Below are 15,617 nucleotides of genomic sequence, written 5' to 3'. Positions count from 1 at the left end.
ATGGAATCGTCGGAACCGCTCTATCTATTTGTTTTCACGCATTATCCGACGCAAAACCGCTTCGCACTTTTGCTGGAAATGCTCTAGCTTTTGCCCAGTTCCACCGAACGCTTGCGGGCAGCTTCCACGGCTTCTGCCACAAGCGTCTTGAGGCGGTCACCGCCCATAAGAACTTCGAGCGCGGCAGCGGTGGTGCCGTTCGGGCTTGTCACTTGTTCGCGCAGCTTTGACGGCGTGTCCGTGCTGGCATCGGCCAGAGCGCCTGCACCCATCACGGTCTGCATGGCCAGAAGTGCGGCTGTTTCCTGCGGCAGACCGGCGGTCACACCGGCTTCGGTCAGGGATTCGATGAAGTGAAATACATAAGCCGGACCCGAACCCGAAACGGCGGTTACGACGTCCATAAGCGCTTCATCTTCCACACTGGCGACTTTGCCGGATGTCTCAAGCAGGCGCGCGACGAAGGCTTCGTTTTCATCGGTGACATTGGCGTTCTTGAACGTGACCAGCATGCCCTTGCCGATGGCTGCAGGCGTGTTCGGCATGCAGCGAAGAATGGCTGCATCGTGGCCAAGCTTGCTTTCAAAAAGGGCGACCGGAATACCGGCTGCAACGCTGACGAAAGTGGCAGCGGGTGCGAAGCGCTTATAAGCTGGCAGAACCTGTGCCATGACCTGCGGCTTTACAGCCACGAGAACCATGCGCGGCTTCAGATCGCCGGGGAGGGCTTCGGCATCGGCAAAGGCATGGACGCCAGCACCGGCGGCGCGATCACGAAGCGCTTCGGTCGGTTCCACGACATAAACGTCTTTCGCCTTGAGGATACCGCTATCGAGCCAACCTTTCAGCATGGCGAAGCCCATATTGCCGCAACCGACCAGAATTACCGTGTCATGCATATTGATTGTTCCACCTGTTTGATTCCCGGCGCACAGCGTCATGTACGCCTTTTCTCATTCCCTTGGGATATAGACCCGCGCGATTGCGACCTGCAAGACGGTATGGCGAAAAGCACGATATTTGCCTGCGAAGTACTGCCTGGTTATTGCAGTACGGTTTACCGATTGCTCATAAGGTATCGACCATTATGCTTGCCATCTGAAATTCTGGACAGAGCAACGAAGCAGTTCCTGTTTGCGTTGCTGGAATGGGGAGACAATGGATCCGGCATTGACGACAGGCGTTCCGCCATCAGAAGCTTTCGGACACGTCCGTATTATTATCGGCATGATCCTGGGCCTGTGCGTTTCACGCCTTTTGACAGGATTGGCGCGTTTCATCCAGCATCCCGGCAAGCAGAAAATCTATCCGGTCCATCTGGCATGGGTGGGCTTCATTCTGCTTTCCGTCATCCACTTCTGGTGGTTTGAATTCAGCTTGCGAACCATTCCGCTCTGGACCTTCGAGAAGTATCTGTTCGTTATCTTCTATGCTGGGCTTTATTTCCTGCTCAGCACGCTGCTTTTCCCCGACAGTATGGAAGAATATACCGGCTATCGCGATTATTTCATTTCACGGCGCAAGTGGTTCTTCGGCATTCTGGCGCTGGTCTATGTGGTCGATTTCATTGATACACTGCTGAAAGGAGCCGATCACTACCGGCTCTACGGCATCGAATATCCCATTCAGGTCGCTTGCTTCATCCTGTTCAGTCTGATTGCGGTGTTCTGGGGCAACCGGCGCTATCATGCGGTTTTCGCTGCCGTTGCGCTGATTTACCAGATCACCTTCACACTGCGCCACTTCGCGACGCTGAGCTAACGTTTTTCTGCATTGCGCCGGGTTTCCGCATCCACGATTTCGCGGAACTGGCGCAGTAGCGGGTGGCGTGCCGTCTGCCTGACGCCGTAATCGAGATTGAACGCATAATCGAAATCCGGCGGATTGAGCCCGATATTATGCTGCATCATGGTTTCGAGCTTGTCGAAGCCCTTGGCAAAAATAGCTTCCGTCGATTTGCCTTCGCTGTAATCCGCCCACAGCTCCATGATTTCTGCGCTGAGATCGTCCGGCAGCGGTGCGCATAGCGTCATGAGGTCGGCTTCTTCGCGCTCGGCTCGCCCATCATCGGCGGATTGATGGATGGCAGGCACATCGCCGGAAATCGCCTCGCCCAGATCGTGGATGATGCACATCTTGATGAGTTTCAGCCGGTCGCAATCGCCCAGCTCCCGGTCAAACAGCATCACCAGCAGGCATAGCCGCCAGCTATGTTCGGCTGTGCTTTCCGGTCGGCCCTGTGAGGTATGGCCGGAACGCAAAGTGCTTTTCAGCCGTTCTGCATGTTGGATAAACTGGATTATACCGCCAAGTCGGGCTGGATCGATCGGGTATTCCGTTTCCGCGCTCATGGCTGTCTCCTGATTTATCTGTATGAATCAATACATATAATTGCAATTTTAACGGTTTATTTGCCATGATGAATATTAATCTGGATCAATAGCCACGGGTGAAAAGCGGGACGGAGCGATGGTGGAACGGGACGGAGAGAGGAGACGTGCGGCTGTGCGCCCACTTCTGGCCTATGCGCCGGAATTCCTTGAGCCTGTGCCATCCGTCCGTACGACCGGAAACAATGACGAAGACCGCGAACATCAAAGGCGCCGCGAGGAATTGCTCCGCCGCAAACAGGATTTGCAAGACGCCGAAGAGAGCGAGCGGGTCGATCCGAAGGCGGATATGCAGGGCCGGATGAATGCCGTGCGGGAGGCGTTGCAAGCCAATCTTGACGGTGCCCCGATCAAGGAACCATCCGCGTCGGAATCACCTGCATCAGCCACCGTCCCGGAACCTGAACAGCCGGTACAATTGCCGCGCCGCAGGCGTCGCTGGGGACTTCTGGCCGGTTTCACCATGCTGGGCGGAATTATCGGAACCACATATGCTGTTCTGGAACCGCCCCAATATGGCGCGACGGCATCGTTGCAGGTTTTCCCGTCGGAACGGCGCAGCGAAATTGCCTCGAATGTTGTTCTTGAGCGCGCTGCACAGATGGCGCGCATTGAACGTGCAGCCGATCTGGGCGCGCCTTCATTTCTGGAGGAATTGCGCTTTCGCCTGACCCGATTGCTGCCCGAAGACCAGCAGTCTCCAGCAACGGCTGGACATAAAAAGATGTCGGGGGTGCAATTGCTGCGCCAGCGCCTTGACTTCACACAGGCGCTTGACAGTGGCACGGTCAATGTCGAGGCCACGGCTGACAGGCCGGAAACGGCAGCGCTTTTGGCCAATGCCGTTGCGCAGGCGTTTCGCGATCATCTGCAGGGCAGCAGAGAGTTGAACGGGGTTGAGGGTGATCTTTCGGCGCGTCTGCAAAGTCTGGAGGCCGATGCAGAAGCGGCGCAGCAAGCGGCAGCGGCTTTTCGCGTCAGCCGGGATTTTGGCAATGACGACAACAAGGCCGCACTTCAACGCGAGTTCTCCGACAGCAAGGCCGAGACAGCGCGTATTGCAGCGGAGGCCAACAGCCTGACCGGGGCGACCGCCGAGAGCCTCGCAGGTAAGGGCGTGCCCGAATCCATGCGTTCTGGAGCACTGGGCGCACTGGTTGAGCGGTATCGCGCCGCAGGGCAGGGGGCTGAAGCGAGCCAGATCGAAGCGGAAATCGACAAGGAGATTTCCAGCCAGCGTAGCGTGTTACAGGCCGATCTTAAGAATGCGGTCGAACGCGAGCAAAAGGCAGCGGCTGCCATTGCCGGTTTCGGCTCGACGCCCGCAACAGATGAAGACAAAGCCCGGCTGCAGATGCTGGAACGAGATGCGGCGGCAAAGCAGGCACTCTTTGAAGATATGCAGATGCGTGCGGCAAGGGGCGAGCCTGCCTCGGCTGGGTCTGCTGCGACAGTGCGGATTGTTACGCCAGCCATGGCAGAACCGAACCCGCGCACTCTCTCCCCGCAAGGGGTTGTCGCCCTTGGGTTGCTGGCCGGGTTTTTGCTTGGTCTTCTTTCGATGATGCTGGCCGGTCGCAAGCCCCGGTCGTCGGTCAGGAATGAAGCTGAGCCGGACGAGGTTCTGGAACCCTACGGCGAAACCCGGCTTGCTGCCGTTATCCGCGAAGCCAATGCGCGCTGGGAAGCCGAGAATGAAGGCGCCAACCGCACCACGGAGAATGCCGCCCTCGGTCGTGCCATCGATGACGTGCGTTCATCCCGTATCACGAGACCCTGACTGGTTCTCGCAGGACTTTGCGTTCTGAAACCTCATAAAATCCTGCATTGTCGCGCATTCGCCAATTGTCATCGGGCGTCATGACGCTTATGGGCATGTGTACGAAAAAGATGTCGTGTATCTCCCAGACACTTAAGCCCGATATCACAAAAGAACGGAGCGCTCGCTATGGCTCAATTGATTGATGGCAAGAAGCTCGCCGAGGATGTGGTTTCCACGGTGAAGACCGAAACCGAAAAGCTCGTGGCCGCGACCGGCATTGTGCCCGGCATCGCGGTGGTTATTGTCGGCGAAGACCCGGCAAGTCAGGTTTATGTCGCGTCCAAGAGCAAGAAGGCCAAGGAATGCGGTTTCCACTCGGTGCAGCACGATCTGCCGGAAACGGCGTCGGAGCAGGAGCTTCTCGACCTGATCGAGAGCCTGAACAACGATCCCGCCATTCACGGCATTCTGGTGCAATTGCCGTTGCCGAGGCACATTGACTCAGGCCGGGTGATCCAGACGATTTCGCCCGACAAGGATGTTGACGGCTTTCACTTCATCAATGTCGGCAAGCTTGGCACTGGCGAGGTGGAAACCGCCTTCGTTCCCTGCACGCCAGCGGGCGCGATGATTATGATCGAGCGCGTCCATGGCCGTGATCTTTCGGGCCTTAATGCGGTGGTGATCGGGCGTTCCAACATTGTTGGCAAGCCGATGTTCAATCTTCTGCTCGCCGCCAACGCCACCGTTACGGTTGCGCATAGCCGCACGAAAGACCTGCCTGCGATTGCCCGCACGGCGGATATTCTGGTGGCGGCGGTCGGTCGTCCGCAAATGGTCAAGGGCGATTGGGTCAAGCCCGGCGCAACGGTGATCGATGTCGGTATCAATCGCATTCCGGCTCCCGAACGGGGTGAAGGCAAGACACGATTGGTCGGCGATGTCGATTTTGCGGAAGCCGAAAAGGTCGCCGGAGCGATTACGCCGGTTCCGGGTGGCGTCGGTCCGATGACCATCGCCATGCTGATGGCAAATACGCTGACCGCCGCCTGCCGCACTGCTGGCGTGAAAAAGCCAGTTTTTTGACACAATTCAACTGTGCTTTTTGCGTAAGTTTATTCCGGTTTTGATGGTTTGAGAGGCAAAACAGCTTAAATCGCTGTTTTGCCTCAATTTCATTCCGGCTGTTTTCAGAACACCGAAGCGCCTTCGTCAGCCCGGCCGGCGATCTGGCGGAAGGCGCGGAACAATTCGCGTCCCATGCCATGTTCGTTGCCGGAAAGATCAGGGCGATCTTCACCGCGATCATTCAGCAGCATGAGATTGACGAGAACTTCGAGAGTGCCGTTCACGGCATCCAGACGAATGACATCGCCGTCGCGGATTTTTCCGATGACGCCACCATCAAGTGCTTCCGGCGTGACATGGATGGCGGAGGGAACCTTGCCTGATGCACCGGACAGGCGACCGTCGGTGACAAGGGCCACACGCTGGCCGCGATCCTGCAGAATGCCCAGAACCGTCATCAGCTTGTGCAACTCGGGCATGCCATTGGCTTTCGGACCCTGATAGCGGACCACGGCGATGAAATCGCCGGTCAGCTCGCCAGCCTTGAACGCGGCCTGCATTTCTGCCTGATCGTTGAACACCTTGGCGGGCGCTTCAATGACCTGACGCTCCGGCTTCACGGCGGAAACCTTGATGATCGCATTGCCGATATTGCCGGTCAGAACCTTGAGGCCGCCGGTCGGCTGGAATGGCGCATGGATCTTCGCCAGCACCTTTTCGTCGCCGCTTTTTTCCGGCACCGGCTCACGCACGACCGTGCCATCGGGGCCAAGCTTCGGCTCGATGGCGTAAGGACGCAGACCTTCGCCGAAGACAGTTCGGACATCCTCATGCAGGATGCCGCCATCGAGCAATTCGCGGATCAGGAAACCCATGCCGCCAGCGGCATGGAAATGGTTCACATCGGCAAGGCCGTTCGGATAGACGCGTGCCAGAAGCGGCACCACATCCGAAATCTCGGAAATATCGTGCCATGTCAGCTTGATACCGGCAGCCGCCGCCATGGCGATCAGGTGGATGGTATGGTTGGTCGAGCCGCCGGTCGCATTGAGACCAATGACGCCATTGACGAAGGAACGTTCGTCCAGCATTTCGCCGACCGGCGTATATTCATTGCCGCAGGCGGTGATCGCCAATGCTCGCTTGGCGGCTTCGCGGGTCAAGGCATCACGCAGCGGCGTGCCCGGATTGATAAAGGATGCACCTGGCAGATGCAGGCCCATGATTTCCATCAGCATCTGGTTGGAATTGGCCGTGCCGTAGAAGGTGCAGGTGCCGGGACCATGATAGGACTTCGATTCCGATTCCAGAAGCTCGGCACGTCCGACCTTGCCTTCGGCATAGAGCTGACGGGTCTTGGCTTTTTCGTCGTTCGGCAGGCCGCTGGTCATCGGCCCGGCAGGCACGAACACTGCGGGCAGGTGGCCGAAGGTCAGCGCACCAATGATAAGACCGGGAACGATCTTGTCGCAGACGCCGAGATAGACGGCTGCATCGAACATGTCGTGCGACAGGCCGACGGCGGTTGCCATCGCGATCACCTCGCGGGAGAACAGCGACAGTTCCATGCCCGCGAACCCTTGAGTGACGCCGTCGCACATGGCAGGCACACCGCCTGCAACCTGCGCCACGCCACCCGCTTCGCGCGCAGCCTGCTTGATAAGTTGCGGGAAGGTTTCGAATGGCTGATGCGCCGACAGCATGTCGTTATAGGCGGTGATAATGCCGAGGTTTGGAATCTCGTCGCCGATCAACGCCGCCTTGTCATACGGGCCGCAGGCGGCGAAACCATGCGCGAGATTGGCACAGCCCAGAACGGCGCGCTTTGGCTTGCTGGATGAAGCCTCGCGCACACGGCCAAGATAGGCTTCGCGTGTCGGCTTGGACCGTTCGCGAATGCGCGCGGTGATTTCCTGAATGCGTTTATGGGCCGTCTCGGTGGGCATGGGTATCACCTGTGCCAATCTGGCTTGAATCGAGTTTAACTTGTCCAGTAGAGCTGGATCGGTGTGCGTGCATGGTGGAAGACAGCCCGCACGGGCATTTCATTCTCGTCATCGCCGGAAAGCGCCTTTTCCAGCGTTGCCTGCTTGGCAGCGCCTTCGATATGCAGAACCACCATGTCGGCTTCGGCAATAATGGGAAGGGTCAGGGTCAGGCGTTTTTCGCCAGCGCCCTCGGCATGGATAGGCAGCACAAGCGCCCTTGTTTCCGAGTTGATCGCCTGATCCAGCCGGTCGGCACCAGGAAAGAAGGAGGCAGTATGACCGTCATTGCCCATGCCAAGCACCACCACGTCGAAAGGACGACGCAACGCATCGATGCGGCTGGCGGCAGCAAGCGCCGCCGTTTCGACCGTCGCCGCCGGATTGTAGAGGCCAACGAACTTGGCCACGCCCGCATGATCGCGCAAAAGATGCTCGCGCACCAGCTTTTCGTTGGAACGGTCGCTTTCGACGGGTACGAAACGCTCGTCAACGAGGGTGATCGTGACGAGGTTCCAGTCGATCATCTTGCGTGATAGCACCTCGAACAGTCTCAACGGCGTGGTGCCGCCGGAGACGGCCAGTGTGGCCTGCCCCCGCTCAGCGATTGCGGCTGCCAGCTTGATTGCAATTGCCTCAGAAAGCGATTGCGCCAGTTCCGTTCCGCTGGTGAAGTCGTGACGTTCGATGTTCATTCCATTCCTTTCCAAAGCAGAAACTAGAGCGGTTCCAATCGGATAAAATCGTGAAGCCGCTCTATCTCTTTGTTTTTCGCATTATCCTACGCAAAACCGCTGCGCACTTTTGCTGGAAATGCTTTTAGAGGCTTTCGTGCCATGTGCGCCCGTCACGCTCGATGAGCGCGATGGAGGACGATGGGCCCCATGTTCCTGCTGTGTAGCCCTGCACAGGCTGGCTGTTCAATTCCCATCCCTGAAGGATCGGATCGACCCAGCGCCATGCCGCTTCGACTTCGTCGCGGCGCATGAAGAGGGTCTGGTTGCCGCGAACGACATCCATGATGAGACGTTCATAGGCATCCGGATTGCGTTCGCTGAAAGACTGGGCAAAGCTCATATCCAGCGGCACGTGGCGCAGGCGCATACCGCCAGGACCCGGATCCTTGATCATCAGCCACTGCTTCACGCCTTCATCCGGCTGGAGACGAATGACGAGCTGGTTGGCCATCACCTTGCCAGCGCTTTCACCGAAGATGGAATGCGGGATCGGCTTGAAGGTAACGACGATTTCCGAAACGCGCGTGGCAAGCCGCTTGCCGGTGCGCAGATAGAAAGGAACGCCAGCCCAGCGCCAGTTGGCAATTTCAGCCTTCAGCGCCACAAAGGTTTCGGTATTGCTGGTCTCGCTTTCCAGATCTTCCAGATAGCCGCGCACCGGACCGCCTGCCGAAGCACCGGCGCGATACTGTCCGCGTACCGTCATATCTTCGACGTTAAGGTTGGTAATCGGCTTTAACGAGCGCAGAACCTTGACCTTTTCATCATGGACGGCATCGGCTTCAATCGATGAAGGGGGCTCCATCGCAACGAGGCAGAGAAGCTGGAGGATGTGGTTCTGCACCATGTCGCGTAACGCGCCTGCCTTGTCGTAGTAGCCAGCGCGGCCTTCCAGGCCAACGGCTTCGGCAACGGTGATCTGCACATGGTCGATATGGGCGGAGTTCCACAGCGGCTCATAGAGCGCATTGGCAAAGCGCAGCGCCATCAGGTTCTGCACGGTTTCCTTGCCGAGATAGTGGTCGATGCGGAAGATCTGGTCTTCGCGGAAAACGCTGCCCAGCGTATCGTTGAGCGCCATAGCGGATTCCAGATCGCGACCGATCGGCTTTTCCACGATGATGCGCGTATCACGGGTAATCAGGCTGTGCGCCTTCAGGCGCGTGGCGATATCGCCGAAGAGCGTCGGGCTGACGGCGAGATAGAAGGCGCGAATCTTTTCCGGCTTCTTGCCAATCAAGGTCTTGAGCGCATCCCAGCCCTCTTCCGACTTGGCATCGACAGCCACATAGCTGAGGCGGGCGAGAAATTTTTCGACTTCCTTCTCGTCGACTTCTTCGGCCTTCACATGCTCATGGATGGCATTGCGGGCGAACTGCCGATATTCGTCATCGGTCATGGCGCTGCGCGATGCGCCGATGATGCGCGTCGGGTCGGTGAGCTGGCCCGCGCGCTGGCGCTGATACAGTGCCGGGATGAGCTTGCGTTCGGCAAGATCGCCGGAACCACCGAACACGATGCAGTCGAAAGGCTCTACCGGAATTGTCTGGCTGGTCATCTATCGCTCTCTTCTCTTCTAGTGGTCTGATTCCGACAATTGCATTCCTCTGATACAGGCGCCGAGCAAATGTCGGAATTGCAAAGACCACTAGTGACTTTATGTATCTAGTGGATTTTTCGAATTTGACGTTTGAAACAGCATCTCATTCAGGCGGAGTGCAAACGTCAAATTCAATCCACTTGCGCAAATCAGTCTGCCTACGGGCAGCATGCGATTTTCAAGCTGCCCTTGTCTATTATCTAATCGATTTAAATTCAACAGTCGCAATGCCGCAATCGCACGAAATTGAAGGCGCCCTGCCATAATTGACGGATTAACGGGTTGTGCATACATGACATGTTCATTTTGGTTCAGGTTCTTTACGCCATATTGAAACAAATAATCTGGATACAAGTGATTGCACTTTACGGGAAATGCTCAAAAGGAGAATGACATGAAGAGGCTGCAGGATAAGGTCGCAATCATTACCGGTGCCGGTTCGGGCTTCGGTTCAGGCATGGCGCACCGATTTGCAGCCGAAGGTGCAAAGGTCATTCTCGCTGATGTGAACGTAAAACGTGTCGAGGATGAACTTGCCGATATTGGCAAGAACGCCCTTTCCGTGCAGGCGGATGTTTCTCGCAAGGATGATATGGAGCGCGTGGCGCGCACGGCCTTCGAAGCGTTCGGTCGCATTGACATCATGGTCAACAATGCCGGTTTCACGCATCGCAACATGCCGCTGACGGAAGTGACGGAGGACAGTTTCGACCTGATCTCGTCCGTGAATATGAAAGCGCTTTATTATTCGACGCAGATCGTTGTGCCGATCATGGAGCATCAGGGCGGCGGCGTCATCATCAATACGGCTTCGGCAACCGCGCTGCGTCCGCGCAAGGGCCTCGTCTGGTACAGCGCGTCCAAGGGCTGGATCATCAGCGCGACCAAGGCGATGGCGCTGGAACTGGCAGACAAGAATATCCGCGTGAACTGCATCTGCCCGGCTGAAAGCGACGGTGAGGCATTGAAGCTGTTTCTGGAGGAAGACACCCCGGAGGCGCGTGCAGCGCTGAAACGCACCATTCCTCTCGACCGGTTTTCGACGCCGGAGGATGTGGCAGAGGCTGCGCTTTGGCTAGCCTCGGATGCCGCCTCCATGGTGACGGGGACGGCATTGAATATCGACGGTGGCTATTCAATCTAGCTGTCGGATTCGGCAAGGAAGTCGTCAAGAATGGCTTCCAGCCGACTGTGTCGTTCAGTGGCCATCAGCTTTCCGGTTTCCGTCTTGAAACCGGAGGCGAGGCCAAACAGTTTCGTGCGGAAATGATCGAGCGCAAAGCGCTTGTCATCTAGCGGGCGGTTTTCGGCGTGCGGGTCGCGCCAGTCGTAAAGCGCGCTGCCCATGCGGCCTGCAATGTAGAAACACCGGGCAGCACCAATGACGCCGATGGCATCTAGCCGGTCGGCATCCTGCAGAATCTTCGCTTCTGTCGTGACGGGCTCGATATTGGCCGAAAAACTGTGTGCCTCGATGGCATGGGCGACGAGGCCGATGCGAGCGTCATTCCAGCCGAGGTTCTGCAGCAAGGTTATTGCCTTTTCCGCCGCCAGTCGCGAAGCGCGGTTTCTGTCAGGCGAATTCTTCTCCACGCTCACGCAGTCATGCAGCAGGGCCGCGGCGCAGAGAACTTCGGCATCGCCGCCTTCCTGGCGCTGGATCGCAGCAGCATTTTTCCAGACGCGGGCAAGGTGGGACAGGTCGTGCGACCCATCCTCGCCATGTTCGAGCGCATGGGGCAGAAGGCTTTCGGCAAGCGTTGCGAAAGGCGCGAAGATATGTGCTGTCATCCTGGTTCTGCCGTGGGTTTTGGGATTCGGGGGATAACGGAAACTACGGGTTCTTGCGCAGGACGGTCCAGTTATAAAATGCGCCGAGAGCCATGATCAGGCATGTGCCGAGGAATACGGACCGCATGCCGAAGTGACCGCCGACGAAACCGCCAGCGACGGGACCTGCAACTTGGCCCACATATTGGGCCGAGACGGAATAGCCGAGAATGCCGCCCGCCACGCGGTCGGGCACGTTGTGCCGGATGACGCTGGTGATGCAGGGCAGCAATCCGCCCAGCGCCAGCCCCATCAGAAAACGCAGGCCGATCAACTGCCAGGCTTCCGTCACGAAAGCCTGCGGGATCAGAAGCAGCGCGGAAACCGAAAGTGCCCCGATGATGACGCGTGTATGGCCGATGCGGTCGGCGAGACGGCCCAGCCGTGAGGACGACATGATGCTGCCGAGCGCGGCAGCAGCCATCACCACACCGGAGATGAGTGTCACTTTCGTCTGGTCGTCCATGAGCTGGATCACATAGACGGTGATGATCGGCTCGATCGACATATTGGCGAAAAGCAGCAGCATGCCCGTCACCAGCATGGCGATGACCGGTTTCCTGTCAGGGATCGCTGCCCAGATGGATTCCGCCTTCTGCTCCTTGGTCGGCTTCGGTGGCTTGCGCTCTTCGCGGATCAGGAATGTGGTGGCCAGAAAGGTGAGGAAAATCACGCCGCCCGCCAGCCAGAAGGTTGCGCGAATGCCGATCAGTGGCGGCAGTGCGCCGCCGAGCAAGGGGCCAGCCAGATTGCCTGCCATGATGCCAGCCGAGAGCGCGCCCAGCGCCCAGCCGGTCTTTTCCTTTGGCGTCTGAGTGGCGACGAGGATCATCGAGCCGGACGAATAGCCGCCCGCAATGCCCACGAACAGGCGCAGTGCCACCAGTTGCCAGACGCTCGTCACCATGCCGATCAGCGACATGGCGATGGCCATGCCGAGGCTCGCGCGGATCAGCATCAGCTTGCGCCCGTATCGGTCGCCAAGCCTGCCCCACAGCGGTGCGACGAAGGCTGCGGCCAGAAAGGTCGCGCCGTAGGCGACGCCCGACCATTGCACGATTGCCGCATGATCGGTGACGCCGAGCTGTTCTACATAAAGCGGCAGGAAGGGGAGAAGAAGCGACATGGCAATGAGCGTGGTGAACGAACCGATGAGGCAGATCAGCAGGTTCTGCTTCCAGTATCGTTCGTGGTTTTCCTCAGTGGCCACATTTTCCTGGCGGGCTGTGGCGACGGTTTCGTCGCTTGCAGCGGCTTGGGCGGTGCTCATGTCATGTCTCGCGATTGCAATGTATACCATTTTGGGATACCAAAATGGTATACATGAATGCGCCTGTTGATCAGGCTTGTCAATTGCAGTGCGGATGGAAAACCAAAACTCGAAGAGCCTTCACTCTTGGAGTTTTGGCCAAGCCCGTGCGGTGATTGAGCATTTTCAAGGCGTGATGCGTTAGCATCTCAGCGCCTTGGTATAAGAGGAGAATGGTCGCCAATGTCACAGATGAGGCAGGTTGAAACGCAACTTCGCGACATGATCCTCGGTCTGGAACTGGGGCCGGGCGAACGTTTGACCGAGCGCTGGATCGAGGCGCAGTTTGAAGCCTCACGCACGCCGATCCGGGCAGCACTTTTGCGGCTGGAGGCGGAAGGACTGATCTGTCGCGAAGGGCGCGGCTGGACGGTTTCGCCGATAAATCTCAGCGAAATCGAACAGATCGGTGTCTATCGTGAAGCGCTGGAAATTGCCGCGCTGAAGCTCACCTGTGCGCTTGAAGATCGCAGCGGCGTGGAGCTGATTTTGGCGATGCTGGATAGCTGCGATGCCGGCACGTCACGCGAGGAATGGCACCGGATCGGCATGGATTTTCATATCGAGCTGGCGCGCCTGTCCGGCAACGAGTTTCTCAGCCGCGGCGTGCGCGATGCCATGCAGCGCCTCTCACGGGCGCGCTGGCTGGAGGTGCGCGACGAGACGGCGCTGGCTCGCGCATGGGCCGAACACCGCGCCATTCTCGACGCGGTGCGCGATGGAAATGCCGACAGGGCGGCGGCGTTGATGAGCGCGCATCTGGACGGCAGCCGAAGCCGCCTCGTCAGCAATCTGCACGAGGACCGCCGCGGCCTCAAGGCGCGAGGCTTTGCCGTCATCAGCGCGTGACACGGTCACCGCCATTCGGGCAGCCTATGGCCGTCGCGTGAATAATATTGCGTGCGCCCGTCACTGATACCGATATCGCGCAGGAGATATTCCGGCGAATGTTCGGTGATGACGGCATAAGTGCGTTTGCGCGAAAACAGGCGGGAGAATAGCGCGCTCCAGCCACTGTTCGTCGCATGGCTCATGGCGGGTGCTGTGACGGTTGTGCAGGCAGAATCGAGGTTTTTCATGACCTTACCTATCGAATGAAGCGGCTGTGGGAGGCAGCTGCTCGTTAAACTGTGCCTATAGGTATGCGCCTGAAAACCTTTGTTTTCCAATTGAACCTCGATTAGTATGCATAAGGAGGACTTATGCATCATGACGACAGCGCTTCCCCCTTTATCGGCCATTCGGGTTTTTGAATCCGCCGCCCGCCATGCAAGTTTTACCCGCGCTGCGGAGGAACTGGGCATGACACAGGCTGCGGTCAGTTATCAGATCAAGATCTTGGAGGAGCGCGTCGGCGCGCCCCTGTTTCTGCGTATGCCGCGACAGGTGGAACTGACTGAACTTGGCAAGCAGCTTGCGCCCGCGATCACGGAAGCGTTCGAGACAATGCGCAATGCCTTTGCCAGCCTGCGGGAAGATGCGGAGGGCACGCTTTCGATCAGCGTGCTCGCCACTTTTGCCGCCAACTGGCTGGCACATAGGCTTGGCTCGTTCCAGATGCGGCATCCGTCGCTCGCGGTCAGGCTCGATACGTCCGACAGCGTCATTGATTTCGCAACGTCCAACGTGGACATTGCGATCAGGAGCGGTTTCGGCAAATGGCAGGGGCTGGAAGCGCATCAGCTCATCAAGGCGAGTTTCACACCCATGCTGAGCCCGGCTCTGGCCGCAACCATCGGCGGAGTGAAGGAACCTGCCGATCTGCTGCGGCTCAAGATCATCGACGCGAGTGACCCGTGGTGGAAAATCTGGTTCAAGGCGGTGGGGATTGAAAACCCGCAATTGCAGGGCAATACGCAGAGCCGCCTCGGAGCGCAGCATATTGAAGGGCGAGCGACGGTCGCTGGGCAGGGCGTGGGCATTCTCACGCCTGCTTTCCACCAGATCGAAATCGCCACCGGCCAGCTTATCCAGCCTTTCGACATTCTTGGCGATGATGGACGCGCTTATTGGCTCGTGTACCCCAAATCCCGTCGCAATACGCCTAAGGTGCGCGCATTCAGGGAATGGATATTGAGCGAGCTCGACTGCGGATAGACGGTAGCCCGGACAGGCTCAATCTTTCGATGCGGCGAGGAAAACCGCGTGCTGGGCGTCATATGCACGCTTGAAGGCAGGGCGGGCTTCGCCGCGCGCGACATAGGCTGCAAGGTTCGGGTAGCCGTTCAACATGCCTGAACTCTTCAACCTGCGTAGCACGGTCACCATCAGAAGATCACCGGCGCTGAACGCGCCCTCCAGCCAGTCATTATTGCCGAGACGAGCGGAAAGTGCGTCCAGTCTTTTGCGGATACGCGCTTCCACCATTGGCATGCGCTGCATATGCCAGCTTTCCTGCCGTTCCACGAAGCCGGCCGTTTCCCGCTCGACGATCACCGGTTCGATGGTGTTATGCGCGGCGAACATCCATGTGATGGCGCGTGCGCGACCATTGGCGTCATCCGGCAGAAGGCCGGGGTTCTGTTCCGCGATATGAAGCACGATCGCGCCGGATTCGAACAGCGCCAGATCACCCTCTTCATAGGTGGGGATCTGCCCGAAGGGTTGAAGATCGAGATGTGGGCTGGCTTTCATCGCCTCAAACGAGACGAGGCGCACATCATAGTCCCGCCCGGTCTCTTCAAGCGCCCATCGAACAGGCATCTCACGCGCCATTCCCCGGCCGCGATCAGGTGATTTTTCAAATGCTGTGATGACGGGACGTACCGGACTGTTGTTGTTGGTGGACGCATTTTTCATAATAGCTCCTCCTCATGTCGCGTTCATTATCCCGGATGTAAACCGATGCCTCCCGGTTCCGGTTGCAGTCTTCTGCTGCCTCATTCCGTCCGGAATAGCCGGGTTAAAAACCTTCTATAAAATAATACCGACTAGTT

15 protein-coding genes are annotated in these 15,617 nt (G+C 58.1%); 6 read left to right on the top strand and 9 right to left on the bottom strand.

Annotation, left to right across the window (positions count from 1 at the left end):
• Window positions 1-83 precede the first annotated feature (83 nt).
• Window positions 84-899: a pyrroline-5-carboxylate reductase gene (gene proC, locus MKS82_RS21615; protein ID WP_109989569.1), complete on the bottom strand. Its 816-nt coding sequence runs from the start codon at window positions 897-899 to the stop codon at window positions 84-86.
• Window positions 900-1,158: 259 nt separating this feature from the next.
• Here proC and MKS82_RS21610 point away from each other — a divergent pair, with 259 nt between their 5' ends.
• Window positions 1,159-1,761 (top strand): hypothetical protein, encoded by a 603-nt coding sequence (locus tag MKS82_RS21610; protein WP_109989559.1) that lies wholly within the window; start codon window positions 1,159-1,161, stop codon window positions 1,759-1,761.
• Here MKS82_RS21610 and MKS82_RS21605 read toward each other — a convergent pair.
• A complete protein-coding gene (locus MKS82_RS21605) occupies window positions 1,758-2,351 on the bottom strand; it encodes an HD domain-containing protein (protein WP_109989558.1) in 594 nt (197 codons plus the stop codon). The genes MKS82_RS21610 and MKS82_RS21605 overlap by 4 nt on opposite strands.
• Window positions 2,352-2,469: 118 nt before the next feature.
• Between MKS82_RS21605 and MKS82_RS21600 the strand changes: the two genes are divergently transcribed.
• Entirely contained in the window at window positions 2,470-4,170 is a 1,701-nt protein-coding gene (locus MKS82_RS21600; RefSeq protein WP_109989557.1) for a lipopolysaccharide biosynthesis protein, read from the top strand.
• Window positions 4,171-4,338: 168 nt separating this feature from the next.
• Window positions 4,339-5,238 (top strand): bifunctional methylenetetrahydrofolate dehydrogenase/methenyltetrahydrofolate cyclohydrolase FolD, encoded by a 900-nt coding sequence (gene folD, locus MKS82_RS21595; protein ID WP_109989556.1) that lies wholly within the window; start codon window positions 4,339-4,341, stop codon window positions 5,236-5,238.
• Window positions 5,239-5,342: 104 nt separating this feature from the next.
• Here the strand turns inward: folD and edd are convergent, their stop codons facing one another.
• The 3 genes from edd to zwf all read right to left on the bottom strand — a co-directional run bounded on the left by edd (window position 5,343) and on the right by zwf (window position 9,500).
• Window positions 5,343-7,166 (bottom strand): phosphogluconate dehydratase, encoded by a 1,824-nt coding sequence (edd, locus tag MKS82_RS21590; protein ID WP_109989555.1) that lies wholly within the window; start codon window positions 7,164-7,166, stop codon window positions 5,343-5,345.
• A 35-nt stretch (window positions 7,167-7,201) separates the two neighbouring features.
• On the bottom strand, window positions 7,202-7,900 hold the full coding sequence (gene pgl / locus MKS82_RS21585; protein WP_109989554.1) for a 6-phosphogluconolactonase: 699 nt from the start codon (window positions 7,898-7,900) through the stop codon (window positions 7,202-7,204).
• A 124-nt stretch (window positions 7,901-8,024) separates the two neighbouring features.
• Window positions 8,025-9,500 carry a glucose-6-phosphate dehydrogenase gene (zwf, locus tag MKS82_RS21580; RefSeq protein WP_109989553.1) on the bottom strand — a complete coding sequence of 492 codons (1,476 nt, stop codon included), beginning with the start codon at window positions 9,498-9,500 and terminating at the stop codon, window positions 8,025-8,027.
• Window positions 9,501-9,936: 436 nt separating this feature from the next.
• On the opposite strand from zwf, the gene MKS82_RS21575 reads away from it, so the two are divergent.
• On the top strand, window positions 9,937-10,686 hold the full coding sequence (locus MKS82_RS21575) for an SDR family oxidoreductase (protein WP_109989552.1): 750 nt from the start codon (window positions 9,937-9,939) through the stop codon (window positions 10,684-10,686).
• Here the strand turns inward: MKS82_RS21575 and MKS82_RS21570 are convergent.
• Together MKS82_RS21570 and MKS82_RS21565 are read right to left on the bottom strand one after the other, a co-directional pair.
• Window positions 10,683-11,333 (bottom strand): HD domain-containing protein, encoded by a 651-nt coding sequence (locus MKS82_RS21570; protein ID WP_109989551.1) that lies wholly within the window; start codon window positions 11,331-11,333, stop codon window positions 10,683-10,685. The two genes, MKS82_RS21575 and MKS82_RS21570, sit on opposite strands and share 4 nt — an antisense overlap.
• Window positions 11,334-11,376: 43 nt before the next feature.
• Window positions 11,377-12,642, bottom strand: coding sequence for a multidrug efflux MFS transporter (locus tag MKS82_RS21565; protein WP_109989550.1), 1,266 nt, complete (start codon window positions 12,640-12,642; stop codon window positions 11,377-11,379).
• Between the two features lie 222 nt (window positions 12,643-12,864).
• On the opposite strand from MKS82_RS21565, the gene MKS82_RS21560 reads away from it, so the two are divergent.
• Window positions 12,865-13,530 carry a GntR family transcriptional regulator gene (locus MKS82_RS21560; RefSeq protein ID WP_109989549.1) on the top strand — a complete coding sequence of 222 codons (666 nt, stop codon included), beginning with the start codon at window positions 12,865-12,867 and terminating at the stop codon, window positions 13,528-13,530.
• A gap of 5 nt (window positions 13,531-13,535) precedes the next feature.
• On the opposite strand, the gene MKS82_RS21555 is transcribed toward MKS82_RS21560, so the two are convergent.
• Window positions 13,536-13,760 carry a hypothetical protein gene (locus tag MKS82_RS21555; protein WP_109989548.1) on the bottom strand — a complete coding sequence of 75 codons (225 nt, stop codon included), beginning with the start codon at window positions 13,758-13,760 and terminating at the stop codon, window positions 13,536-13,538.
• Between the two features lie 130 nt (window positions 13,761-13,890).
• Here MKS82_RS21555 and gcvA point away from each other — a divergent pair, with 130 nt between their 5' ends.
• A complete protein-coding gene (gcvA, locus tag MKS82_RS21550) occupies window positions 13,891-14,778 on the top strand; it encodes a transcriptional regulator GcvA (RefSeq protein ID WP_109989547.1) in 888 nt (295 codons plus the stop codon).
• Window positions 14,779-14,796: 18 nt separating this feature from the next.
• Here gcvA and MKS82_RS21545 read toward each other — a convergent pair whose 3' ends face one another.
• Window positions 14,797-15,480, bottom strand: coding sequence for a glutathione S-transferase family protein (locus tag MKS82_RS21545; protein WP_109989546.1), 684 nt, complete (start codon window positions 15,478-15,480; stop codon window positions 14,797-14,799).
• Window positions 15,481-15,617: the final 137 nt, after the last annotated feature.

Origin of the sequence: Ochrobactrum sp. A-1 (assembly GCF_022488005.1) — a bacterium.
Taxonomy (GTDB): domain Bacteria; phylum Pseudomonadota; class Alphaproteobacteria; order Rhizobiales; family Rhizobiaceae; genus Brucella.
Note: the sequence above shows the minus strand (reverse complement) of the source record. Positions and strands in the feature narration are given on the sequence as shown.